The organism is Enteractinococcus fodinae, assembly GCF_031458395.1.
GTDB classification, from domain to species: Bacteria; Actinomycetota; Actinomycetes; order Actinomycetales; family Micrococcaceae; genus Yaniella; species Yaniella fodinae.
This window is the reverse complement of the sequence record NZ_JAVDYJ010000001.1, coordinates 2,337,700-2,349,788: the sequence shown is the minus strand read 5'-3', so window position 1 is coordinate 2,349,788 and position 12,089 is coordinate 2,337,700. Positions and strand designations below refer to the sequence as shown.

9 protein-coding genes and 2 pseudogenes are annotated in these 12,089 nt (G+C 54.7%); 3 read left to right on the top strand and 8 right to left on the bottom strand.

Features of this window, described 5'->3' with window-relative positions; translation table 11 throughout:
* Positions 1 to 366 precede the first annotated feature (366 nt).
* From J2S62_RS10945 to J2S62_RS13585, 5 genes and pseudogenes are all read right to left on the bottom strand, one after another.
* Positions 367 to 2,820, bottom strand: a complete 2,454-nt coding sequence (locus tag J2S62_RS10945; protein WP_310174637.1) for a N,N-dimethylformamidase beta subunit family domain-containing protein — start codon at positions 2,818 to 2,820, stop codon at positions 367 to 369.
* Positions 2,821 to 2,925: 105 nt separating this feature from the next.
* Positions 2,926 to 3,375, bottom strand: a complete 450-nt coding sequence (locus tag J2S62_RS10940; protein WP_310174635.1) for a hypothetical protein — start codon at positions 3,373 to 3,375, stop codon at positions 2,926 to 2,928.
* Positions 3,376 to 4,067: 692 nt separating this feature from the next.
* A complete protein-coding gene (locus J2S62_RS10935; RefSeq protein WP_310174633.1) occupies positions 4,068 to 4,700 on the bottom strand; it encodes a DUF6308 family protein in 633 nt (210 codons plus the stop codon).
* Between the two features lie 182 nt (positions 4,701 to 4,882).
* Positions 4,883 to 5,800 carry an MFS transporter gene (locus tag J2S62_RS13590; RefSeq protein WP_407649966.1) on the bottom strand — a complete coding sequence of 306 codons (918 nt, stop codon included), beginning with the start codon at positions 5,798 to 5,800 and terminating at the stop codon, positions 4,883 to 4,885.
* Positions 5,752 to 6,304 (bottom strand): annotated as a pseudogene (locus J2S62_RS13585) (MFS transporter). The gene J2S62_RS13590 and the pseudogene J2S62_RS13585 overlap by 49 nt, the downstream one beginning before the upstream one ends.
* A gap of 308 nt (positions 6,305 to 6,612) precedes the next feature.
* On the opposite strand from J2S62_RS13585, the gene J2S62_RS10925 reads away from it, so the two are divergent.
* The 3 genes from J2S62_RS10925 to J2S62_RS10915 all read left to right on the top strand — a co-directional run bounded on the left by J2S62_RS10925 (position 6,613) and on the right by J2S62_RS10915 (position 9,655).
* Complete coding sequence (locus J2S62_RS10925; protein WP_310174630.1) at positions 6,613 to 7,854, top strand: MFS transporter; 1,242 nt, start codon at positions 6,613 to 6,615, stop codon at positions 7,852 to 7,854.
* 247 nt (positions 7,855 to 8,101) lie between these two features.
* Positions 8,102 to 8,866, top strand: coding sequence for a MerR family transcriptional regulator (locus tag J2S62_RS10920; protein WP_310174628.1), 765 nt, complete (start codon positions 8,102 to 8,104; stop codon positions 8,864 to 8,866).
* A gap of 189 nt (positions 8,867 to 9,055) precedes the next feature.
* Positions 9,056 to 9,655: a flavodoxin domain-containing protein gene (locus J2S62_RS10915; RefSeq protein WP_310174626.1), complete on the top strand. Its 600-nt coding sequence runs from the start codon at positions 9,056 to 9,058 to the stop codon at positions 9,653 to 9,655.
* A 77-nt stretch (positions 9,656 to 9,732) separates the two neighbouring features.
* Here the strand turns inward: J2S62_RS10915 and J2S62_RS10910 are convergent, their stop codons facing one another.
* From J2S62_RS10910 to J2S62_RS10900, 3 genes and pseudogenes are all read right to left on the bottom strand, one after another.
* The gene (locus tag J2S62_RS10910; RefSeq protein ID WP_310174624.1) at positions 9,733 to 10,296 is read right to left on the bottom strand and encodes a hypothetical protein; all 564 of its coding nucleotides are present in this window, start codon (positions 10,294 to 10,296) and stop codon (positions 9,733 to 9,735) included.
* A gap of 265 nt (positions 10,297 to 10,561) precedes the next feature.
* Positions 10,562 to 11,773 (bottom strand): annotated as a pseudogene (locus J2S62_RS10905) (sodium/proline symporter); the annotation flags it as partial.
* 62 nt (positions 11,774 to 11,835) lie between these two features.
* Entirely contained in the window at positions 11,836 to 11,979 is a 144-nt protein-coding gene (locus J2S62_RS10900; protein WP_310174620.1) for a hypothetical protein, read from the bottom strand.
* Positions 11,980 to 12,089 lie beyond the last annotated feature (110 nt).

Here is a 12,089-nt window from a genome sequence, read left to right as displayed (position 1 = left end):
CAACAAGTTGGCGAACTAATCGCCGCTCGGATTCATCTCGAGGGTCTAATACACCCCCATCGCGACTATGTCCGCATGAAACGTACGGACATTCGATCTTATAGCCGTTTCCGCATTGCACCGGGATATTCCAACACGAGCCTTGTTGGAAGACATTGTATCCTGCATCCAGTGCTCCATCGTCGTGGCGGAGTACGTGCACTCCGTGGTTACCGATGGTCGCTGGTAGAACTTGCCCGGGCTTGCTGAGCATGGCGTCGACTCCTACAGCTACCCAACAACGGCTCCAGAGATGTGTACTTTCGTCGCCGAAATCGGGAAGTCTTGGATTTCTAAGGTGGGGGACTCCGAGTTTTACTTGCGCACTCATTCCGATGTCTCCCCGTGTGTGTTGTCGACCCGTGTGTAGTTGAGTTGCGGGTCATAGTCTTTTCTGCCGCGATGTATGAAATGCTCTTCGCCTGGTTCTGGGAGAGGGCCATCCTGGGAGAATCGGTCCAAAACATTCTTGACTAGTCGAGAAATGTTGTTGTCATAGTTGTTGTGAGACAGCGACCCACAAAAAGCGATAGAGCTGAAGGCAAATGTGGCTCCGCCGTTTGGAGTTTCATGGAAAGCTATATCCGACCTCACACGGGGATGCTGAGTTCCATCGATTCCTGCCTGACTGAAGCCGTAATCTTCCATTACGAGGAGATACCCCTCGGTATGTCTACCTGCAGATGTGGCAGTGAGCAGAGTATGAGGTGGCGATCCTAAAGTCGTATCTACGATGTCCAGTTCAAGCCCGGCAGCGCCGCCGGATACTAGGCCGAAATCCCCTAGACGCTCGTCATAGTCAATGCCTTCGAACGCCCATGCTACGCGCGGATTGTTCGACTCAGGAGTCCTCGAATAGTAGCTTCCGATATCAAAGCCTTCGGAGGACATACCGGTGCCACCAACCGCGTGCAAGTACTGGCCGACGAAACGCCACATGCCGCCTAGAGCCCCGTTTGATTGATGATAATATTCCCCGGGATCTGCACGCCAAGTTCGGATCCCGGACTCTGCGCGGCGCATCTCTGTGATCTCTCCCCGGCCGTAGGAGCCATGATAGGTATGAATCCAATAGAACCCATCGGCACCCATATACATAAATCGCCCGCCGCGTTCCTTATACGCATGAATATTGTTGAGGTAATGTACATCGTGATGCTCAGGATGGGTGCCCGTCAGAAGTACGTTATATCCTTCAATTCTTTCTAACCCATCGTAGGAGACTTCTTCATCGGTAATAACGTCAAACTCGTAGCCCATCTCCGTCAACCAGTCGATCAGATGTAAGTCAGCTGGAAATTGCCATGGCGCTTGCGCTAGGAAATGATCGTATTTCGGTCTGAACGATAGGACTGGTCTTAGGCGAGAGGAGAGACTGACTCCTGATCCGTCAGTATGAGTATCATATAGTGAACTCCCGTATTCGCGATGCTCTGCTAGGAACATGTTTTGTTCTTGCATGATGGGAACGCGATACACCAGCAGCTCGGCGGCACCCGCGTTAGCGGCTAGGTGCTCATTGGCGTAAGCCATGTAGCTCTGAGTAGACAGAATCACTGCGATTTTTGCGGTTTCTTTACCGACGGGAGGGCAAACTATGAACGGTACATAATCCTCGTCTCCCTCAGAACTCGTCAGTTTCACAGCCCATACCGCCGACTTCATATCGTCAGGAACATCGAAAGTAAAATCGACCTCCCAGCGAGCATCGTCCAGGTCATCATCATGAAAGTGGATGGCACCGTATTCTTCTGGGGCTCGTTTCCAGTCTGTCTCCCTACCGGTCCAGTTATGTCCTGTCATTGCGCGAGTCGGTAAATTCACTAGCTTGCCATGTAGCTTGTAAGGCCCATCGTCATAAGCACGAGTTGTGGTGATCTCTTTCCCGAAGTCCCACGATGCCACTAGGCTCGCGGCGATCTCAGTTGTAGGCCCCGTTCCACGGCGCTCGTCTAGTCCCGTTGCTTCACCAGCTTTGAGTCTCTCTATGTCAAGACGGGATAGCGCTTGCGAAGCTACTCGGGGACTATCGATCTTACCGTTGAAGTGAGACCCCAGTACTAAGCCTCGAGGTACTGAGGAGGCACCTTGGGGGCCCTCATCTCGCTGTTTCGGGGAGGCCCCTATGAAAAGCGGGGTCTCGCTTCTTTCAGGGGGTGCCACACCGGACTGTTCGACTGGGGATATTTGGGGATCTAATGCGTACCGAATTTGAGGCTCGTGATAAAGAACTGCTTGGCCAGTATCGGCATCGTACGAAGCCGCCACAAAGATCCAAGCACGGTCACGGACAGGAGCGCCCGAAGTGAGAACGGTGTTATTAATGCGTAGTTCTACTTCAGCGTCATCGTTAATGAACAGCCCGTACCCACGCCCCTCAAACCACTTAGAGAGGATCGCTTGGGGCCCCGGGCGCCAGTAGCCCTCAGGTTTGTGAGGCATGGTGGGCCAGATATAGGCCTGGATGGTAAAGCTCTGAAGGTTCAGCGGCTCACGGTCTTCTATCAAAACATAAGACCCTGAGTTGATGATTTGTTTCCTTCCAGCATGCTTTCCGTTGAAAGGTGCCGGGGTGGGTATTTCTTTTGCTCCGGGACCTGCCGGGTCAGTGTTGCCGTTAATGAGTTTTACTAACTGCGCTTCATATTCTGACGGTCCGTCGCAATTGACATAGAAACGGATTTGGTCGCCCTGATTTACTGACCACTTATCTGCATAAGCAGTAATCCTCATCCAGTCTGGTGCGATAGGGTAGTCGACCTGGGAAACGTTCTCAGTCATTGAATGCCTCGCCTCTTCAAAGTAGAGCTCTAAATGGTTATAGGGGTGTCGAAGATACAAAAAGACGGGGCCTGAAAGCTATGCTTCAAACCCCGTAATCAGTTGCTAAGTGGTTGCCCAGTTGTCGTCTCGCCGCTTCCAACCTTCGTGAAAATGTTCTGGCATACCGTCTCTCTCCGGATACTGATCCAAACGCATCAAAAAGATCTCATGTTGGATGTCTTGTTCGTTGTCGAAGATTCGGTCGTCCACGAATTTTGGCGGCACTCCGCGAATGCCTGACAGCTGACCGATACGCCACGCCTTGTCAGGTTCTAAACAAATTGCAACTAGTTTACCTCCGTGTGCGCCGGGTTGTTGAGCTCGCATACGAACTAAAACTTTTGCAAGTTGTTTATCCTCATGAATACCGCCATGTACGCCGACGACACTTCCAGGACTTTCCGTTCGGACAATCGAGTTACCGGGGATACCTTTCATAAAACCAATGCATCGTTTATGTTCTTCGATGATTCGTTCTCGATCCTCGGAGCCTGGTGGGGGGATGGGGAACATAACCTACACCTCGCAGGGATTGTGACTTATGTCTCATCGATAATTGTTGTTGGGTACGCGCTACGAATCAAGAGATTGAAAGAATGGAAGCACTCATTTCCATGATTCGCGTTCTACGACGGGTTCGTGTGGGACTGACCTGCAGGTCAGCAGCGGACACTCTTGAAACACCGATCAAGCCCTAGGTCTTAGTAGTTTCTAGCTATTGTGACATCCCGCTTTTTGCGCGTGATGCGAGGTAGGTAAAGAGGAGAAAGCCAGCCCCTTACCGCGACATGACTAGGCTTAAAATCTTGTTGAACATGTCATTTAGATGTTCTGGAGACGGTCACTGATGGTGAGCTGTTGGATGAAAGTAATAGTTATATCGGAGTGCTCTCGAGGCGTGAACTTCGAATCCCTGGCGCCTATCGAAAAGACATGAATGTGAGGATGGGCGGCGAGGACCCATTACAGAAGGAGGAAGAATCGGGATCGTCTCGTGAGCATGATTTATTCTGTTATGTCCACATATTTTGCTGCGACCGTCTAGCGCGTATCAGGCCAGCTCATTCTAGTCTGGGACCCTCGAGGGCTCTTCTGGAGTCTAGATTGGCGAGCGAGACAGATTTTAGAGAAACTGACTTGATCCCTGGGAGGTGTGATGCCGTTATGAATTATAAGCCTGTCGGATGTCCGTTTCACTGAATTAGTTAGCTATTTTTATGAATGCCAGACTTGCCGGAATACCAGAGAAGTATGTCTAACACACGCAATGTGGAAAGAGTGGGCTGATCTACCTCTTTTCGAAGGCACTCGACTTGAGTCTCAATTTCAGGGTTGTCATGAAGGGTTTTCCACCAAAGGTGCCAATCGTCATCCCCACTTTTGAATTTTGCCACACGAGCTACGATGGAATCGCGGATGGGGATTAAGTGGGGGCGTTTTCGTGCCATAAGTTTGCTAACTCTCGCTATCCCCATCCCATGGTAACTCTTGAGCAGTTTCCACAGTTGCCAAGCTGCGGATTCTTTCCCCAAATATGCAGCAAATTCGGTGTCGGTTAGCTTTCCGATTGGTTCGTCCGGGATCTCCTTGAGGAGGCCGGTGATTGATGCGGCATCTGTTCCTAGGATCGACAGTCCTGCGCTTCCGGGGATGTCTAGAGCCAGAAGATTCACTGAGTAGAGATCGGCCAGCGTCATTTGGTTGCTCGATTTCTCGCTCACTTGGAACGAGTTGAAATGTGCACCCGAATAGGTCGGCGTGTCAGGTGAAAAATAGTCTTGAAGGTAGGATATTCGGTCATTATTCGGAATTTCCTGGAGTGCTGAGAGAATAGACATACCTGTATCTTTTGACAGATTTAGACAAATTTCCACAGCTGATAGGCGCGTAGCTTTGTCGAAGGTCGTTCATGGCAAACTTCATACCCTGAGTTAATACGACCATTGCTCCATGCCTCCATTAAACGTTATGAGTGTTGCTTTGCCTCCGTCGATTGGGAGGCTGCGAAACTTTGCGAGTCCTACATGACTTGTCGCATTTCGTCATCGCTCAGACCGCGTTGATCCGGTTGTTTTCCTTCTTCCAGCGCGACGTAGGCGGGAGTACCAGCAACAACCGGCGAACCGATCGAGCCGGGCACCTGCTCACCTTCCAGTGAAGCGCTGGCGGTTTCGGGCATGAAGTACACCGCAATTAGCCCGATGACACAAGCGATTGCCATGTAGAAGGCGGGGACCAACAGGCTTCCGGTAATTTCAACGAAGAAATCATTTACCAGTGCTGCTGTCCCACCAAACAGGGCAGTGCCGACGTTGTAGCTACTCGCAAAGCCTGCAAACCGGACCTGGGTTGGGAACATCGCAGTAAAGGTTGCAGAAATGGTACCAAGCTGCAGAACGAAGAGCAGCCCCAAAATTGCGTAGCCAACCAACGCGAGACCAAAGCTCATCCCCATCAGCCAGAACAGTGGAATCGCAAGCACACCGATACCGACCAACGAAATGTTCCAGCACGTCTTGCGTCCCACGCGGTCAGACAGAGCACCAGCAAACGGCATGAACGCGACCATCGCGAGCTCACCGATCAAAATAACCGTCAAAGCGGCCTGTGCATTAAGGCCGAGCTGTTGCTCCAGATAGGTCGGCATGTAGGTCAGCAGCGTGTAGTTGACGATATTCAGCGCGGTGACCATACCTGCCATGACCAGGAGTTGTCGCCAATACTGTTTGATGAGCTCGCCCAGTCCGGGTTTCTCTGGCGCTTCGTCCTTGCTGACTGGCTTGTTCTGTTCTTTGGCTGCGGCAGCTTCTTCTGCTGCTTGCTCTTTCTGGAGGTCTTGGAAGATTGGGGTGTCTTCCAGCTTATTGCGCAGATAGAACCCGATGAGTCCTAAGGGGAGTGCCAGTAAGAACGGTAGACGCCAGCCCCAGGCAAGCATCTGCTCGTGAGGATGGTTTCCAAAAAGAGCATGAGGGCCGCGCCCACTGCATAGCCGCTAATCGTCCCGAACTCGAGGAAAGAGCCGAAGAATCCGCGTCGTTTATTTTGTGCGTACTCTGCCATGAAAGTGGGCACCACTGTACTCACCACCGGTGGAGAAGCCTTGGACTACTCGTAGCAGGATGAGCAATATTGGTGCCCAGACACCGATGGTGGCATAGGTCGGTAGAAGTCCAATGAGGAAGGTGGCCGCTGACATCATCAAAATGGTTGCAGCGAGAACACCTTTGCGTCCGATCCGGTCACCCAGTGGTCCCCACACGAAGCCACCCAGCGGGCGAATGATGAACGAAATAGCGAACGTCGCTAGAGTCAGCAGCATCGGGTATTCGAAGGGCTCGAAGAAGTGGTGGGCAATGTAGGCGGTGGCGACCGCATAGATCCCATAATCAAACCACTCTGTTGCGTTCCCAATGGCCGAGGCCGTTGTCGCGCGTTTCACTTCGGCGTCGGGGGCGTGTTTATCGTGTGCTGGCCGAGAGTATCGTCGCTGGGTGGTGGGCGTACTGCCGGTCTTGCCGCTGAGTTGCCGGATCACAAAGAACTCCTTCCGTCATTGGACTGTTCCGAAAGTTCACAACATTCGACCCTAACGAAACCGCCCGGTTTGCGCGCCCCAGTTGAAGTCCTACAGCTTGGAAACGGTGCGAACTGTCCTGCCCCGCCTTGTGTATAGCCTGAAGTGAACCATCGCCGCCATGGTGCATCGGGCGGTTACAGGTCGAAGCTGACAGCGGTAGACTCCGTGGTGTGACAAATCGGTATTCTCCGTCTTGGATCCCAGAACGTCGACCACGTCCCCGGCAGACTGAGATTGGTGACCGTCGTCGGCTTGCCGTGATGCTGGCCATGTCGCTTGGTTCCTTCGCGATTGGCACGACCGAGTTCGTGTCCATGGGCTTGCTGAACACCATTGCCGAAGACTTTCAGATCTCGGAAAACGAAGCCGGCGTGATCATCAGTGCCTATGCGCTCGGTGTCGTGGTGGGTGCGCCACTGATTACGGTGTTTACGGGGCTGATGCCGCGTAGACGCTTGTTGCTGTTGCTGATGGGCGCGTTCCTGATCGGCAACGTGATCTCCGTTTTCGCTGCCACCTACGAGACACTGATTATCTCCCGCTTTATCGCTGGGTTACCACACGGGGCGTATTTCTCTGTTGCCGCATTGTCTGCGGCCTCTATGGCTCCGGTGACTGAACGAGGTCGCGCCGTCGCATTTATCACCATGGGTTTGGCGGTTGCCACGGTCATTGGGGTGCCCGCCGCTGAGGCCTTGGGCAGCGCCATGGGATGGCCTGCCGCGTATGCACTGGTCGCCGTGTTCGCACTGATCACCATCATTATGCTGTGGTATTTGATGCCGCATATGGTCAGTATGAAACCGACCAGGCCTCGCACCGAGATCGGCGCACTAGGACGCAGCCAGGTGTGGTTTACCCTTGCTATTGGCACCGTTGGTTCCGGCGGCATGTTTGCGATCTACACCTATATCTCCTGGACCATGACCGAAGGTGCCGGCCTCGACCCCGATCTCTTGTGGTTAGTGCTGATGACCTACGGTGTTGGTTCAGTCGCCGGGAACTGGTTCGGTGGTCGTCTTGCTGACCGCAATCTCGAGTGGGGCGTGCTCTTAGCTCTCATCATGATCGCGATTATTTTGACGATTTTCTACTTCACCTCGACTCACCCGGTTGCCGGGACCATTACCTTCGGCTTCTGTGGGTTCTTCGGAACGTGTTTGGCACCCACCTTGCAAGTGCGACTCATGGACGTGGCTCACGATGCTCAAACTCTGGCGGCCGCGCTGAACCACGCGGCGCTGAACATGGCCAACGCTGCCGGTGCTGCTATTGGCGGTGCAGTCATTGCTGCTGGCTTCAGCTACTCCGCACCAGCCCTGGCCGGGGTGGTCCTGGCACTGATCGCCATCGTCATTTGGATCCCGGCGTACTTGCTGCGGCGTCGCAGCGCTGAGCGCGCGGTGGCTTGAAGGTTCAACAAGCAGGGCGACAGTGAGCCCAAAGCCCTGGGGTAGATCTTGGCTCCTCCCAGGTACGTCACTGCGTCCCTGTTAGCCCCTGTTCTTCGCAAAGGCGGGAGCCACCTCTGCATACCTGATCGTCTCCGAATGATAATCGAGCTCTTCGAGCTGCGCGGTTGTAGTGCGGACTTGTGGTTGACGTTGCGTCAAGCGGTACAACAGTGTTGAAACCACAAGACAGCTGCGAGGAGGCGACATGGAGTGGTCGATTCACCAGGTGGTTGAAGCCACGGGTATTACCTCCCGGACCCTGCGACACTACGACCAGATCGGCCTACTTCACCCAACTCGAAGAGGCCCCGGCGGTCTGCGGTATTACGACCAACGCGCGCTGGTGCGATTACAGCGGATCTTGCTGTTGCGCCCGTTGGGTCTTTCCCTGGCAGATATCGCCGAGATCCTGAACGGAGAAACTCGTGATATCGAGGCTCTCCAAACACACCGTGCACGACTTCAAGCCGAACAAGAGCGCATAGATCGCCAGCTGCAGTCACTTGATGCGACGATCGCGGCCCTACAGAAAGGACAGCCCATCATGCCTAAAGATATGTTCGAAGGCTTTGACCACACCCAATACGACGCCGAAGTCCGGGAGCGCTGGGGCAATGACGCCGCAGATCGCTCCAACGAATGGTGGTCCGAACTCGGCGACGAAGGCCAAGCAGCGTTCCGTCAGGAGGTCGAAGACCTCAACGCTGCGTGGGATCAGGTGATCGCTTCCGGTATCGCGCCTGATGCTGCCGCAGCCCAGGAGGTCGCCGCACGTCACGTCGCCTGGTTGCGCTCAGCCATGCAGAGCCAACCTATGTCTAAGGCGATGCTCAAGGGGATCACGCAAATGTATGTGGACGACGAACGATTCGCAGCCAATTACAACCGCGTGTCTCCCGCTGGGCCGCAGTTCGTTCGCGACGCCGTCCACTATTGGGCAGATGACCACCTGCCTGCAGACCAGGAGTAGCAGGACTCGGGCTTTAGATGCCGATTGCTTGAGCCGTAAAACAAGAGTTGAACAAGCCTGGGTCATCTGACAGGCGCATACATCTTCGTTGAAGACGGTCCCCGTTTATGGGGACATTAGCCAAATATGCTGTGACCAGTCTCAGCGCTTTGAGCTAGAGAATTTCGACGGGGAAGGAGCGACCGATAGATGACCAGGGCCGTGGTTGTGTACCGCTCAGAATATGGGGCAACTCAGCAGTATGCTCAGTGGTTGGCGGTCGATTTGTGGTGTGACGTATTTGATCGCCGCAGCATACGGCTCGAAGATATGCAAGAGTACGACACCATTATTTACGGTGCTCCGCTGCGCGCCGGAGGCAAAGTCTTGGGTTGCAAGTTCCTCCGCAAAGAGATCGAAATGCTCGGGGACAAGAACCTGATCCTGTTCACCTGCGGCATTTCAGATCCCGAGGTGGGAAAGAATCGTCGCCTCATCCAAGACTGGCTCATCAAAAATCTCACCGATGAGGTGCTTGCCCATATTAAGGTGTTTCATCTCCGCGGCGCGATCGATTACAAACAGCTCAGCGGGGTTCACACCATCGCGATGGCCATGCGGAAACGCACCATTGCCCGGCTGGACCCAGCGGAGCGCACGCCAGAAGAACAGACCATACTCGATACCTATCGCAAGACCACTAACTTCGTGGATCGAGACGCAATCCGCCCGATGGTGAAATACGTCCTGCAGCTCAGCATACGAGGCATCGGCCCCAATGCTGGCGCTTCCCACTTGGTGGACGACTAGACGGTTAACCGCAAGACCGCAGCAGCTCGAGCAGCTACTGCGGTCTTGAGTTCTTGAATTAGTGCGTTGAATAAGGATCAAGCCGAAAAGGCGTAGTGCTTACCCGTAATCCCATCAACGATCACTTCAACGGACCCGTTGTCGCTTTGGTCTGTCACCCACCAGTTGGGCTTACCCAACCGCAGTGGTGTCTCCACGAGTTCAAGAGCGCCGATGGCGGTGATCTTTCGGCGACGCAGAACGACCCCGGCTAAGATCGAGCGAGCCGCGCCGATGGCAGTCGCCTCATCCACCTGTGGTTCAGGATCGCTGATCAGGTTGGGCTCGTCACCTGGGTTGAGAGCCACGAAGTCTTCGGTCTTCCACGCATCGCTCAGATACGCTCGGCCTCCGACAAGGTCCACCAGAACGTGGGCACGGACGAGCTCAACTCTCTGCTGGGTCCTGACCATCGACGAAAGCCAGCCTGGTCGATGCTGCTGACCCTGAAACACCAGCCCGAGAAACGGATGGTGATACAGCGTTGCCTTCAGATCAGTCCGCTGTTTCAACCGTCGATTGACCAGAGCTCGAGCCTCTCCAGCCGAGAACTTGACCGGCCACGCGAGCTCAGGGGCCAGTTTCTGTGTGTCAGTGAGCACCGCGGGTCCCTTCACCTGGACGTTGAGTTGCTAACGTGCTGTCTTCGCCTGCGACCATGCGTGCTGGAACAGGTGCAACTCGGGCGGTCTCAGCCACTGCCCGGCGCACACCTTCTGGCACAGGATGTGAGTGCTGGGTGAGCAGCGAACCTACGATCATGGCGACCGTCGAACAGGTAATGCCAATGACCATCGGATCAAAACCGATGCCATCGGTGCTGCCGAGCAGCTCTGCCGAAACGGACGCGACAGTCCCGATGACCATGGAGCTAATCGCTCCCACCGTGTTCGCCTTCTTCCACCAGACTGCACAGATATACGCTGGCACGAAAGCTGAGCCGAGCACCGAGGTCGCGAACACGACCACGTCGAAGACTCCCGGAGGTTCGGTAATCGCCAAGATCGTTGCGATGACGGCCAGCAAGATAATGGTGATACGCGAAACGTTGACCGAAGTCCGTTCACTCATCGACCGCTGGAAGAAACGCGCCCACAGATCTTGCGAGGCGATTGTTCCGGCTTGTAAGAGCAGGGCGTCCGCGGTGGACATGATCGCACCCATAATCGCTGCCATGACGATCCCGACTGCAAACGTTGGCAGGACGGTGTCCGCTACTTCGAAGATCGCCAGCTCGGGGTTTTCCAGCCCGGGCACGATCAAGATCGCGGTCATCCCCACCAGGTAGGCGCCTGGGATAAACAGCAGATTAAAGATGGTCGCGTAGAGACCGGCCTGGCGCGCCACCGATGGTCGCCGCATTGCCATGTGGCTGACGTTGACGTGTGGCCAGCCAATGTAACCAATTGAAAAGACTAACAGCGCGCCGATAATGATGCCCCACTGGCCGAAGTACTGGCCTTCAGCGCCCCACATTGTCAGGAGGTTCTCGTTGACGTTGGCCAGATTCTCGTTGGCCGCGGTGAGCCCACCGACGTATTGCAGGCTGGCGATCAAGATCCACAGCATGCCCACCACCATGATGATGGCTTGGAAGAAGTCCGTGTAGGCAACTGCGAGGTACCCACCGAGGAAGGTGTACCCAACGATGACTCCGACGGCGATAATCAGGGCCACGTTAACGGACAGCCCTGTCACCATGGCAAGGCCCTGACCACCAGCTAGGAACTGGGCCAGGACGTAGAAGAACATGCAAAACAGCGCAATCGGAGCTGCGATGGCTCGGGTCCAGCGAGATGGATAACGATTCTCAAGGTAACCAATCGACGTAATCGAGCCGAGCATTTGCGACAACTTGCGCATGCGGCGGCCGATAATCGAGAGGTTGAGTACGCCACCGCCGACGTCACCCAGGGCGTACCACATGCTGTAGTAGCCCTGGGTGTAGGCCAGCGATCCGGCGCCGAGGAACATGTAGCCTGACATTGACGAACTTTGCAGGCGCAGGGCGGTCACTGCAGGTCCGATACTACGATCTGCTAGCAGAAAGCCTTCTGGGGATTTCGTGCTGCGGCGCATCGCCCAAACACCGATGCCGAGCATCCCCGCAAAGTACACGATAAGCAGTACCAGATCAATGCTCACTGTGGATCTCCCGTCTTGTCATAGTCGGCATCTTCGACGGCCCAGTTTCGGGAGATCACGTAGAACACGCCCGTGTAAACGACCCAGAAGCCCAGGACCCCTACGAGGACGAGCCACGTGGTTGTTGGTAACGCAAACATACTTGTCACTCAACTTTCGAGGTGTGAATAATTGTGCAAACTCTCCGGCTTGTGCCGGAGTAGGTATATGTGGCTGTGACAGCCCGTGGTGGACCGGACTTACACCGCCG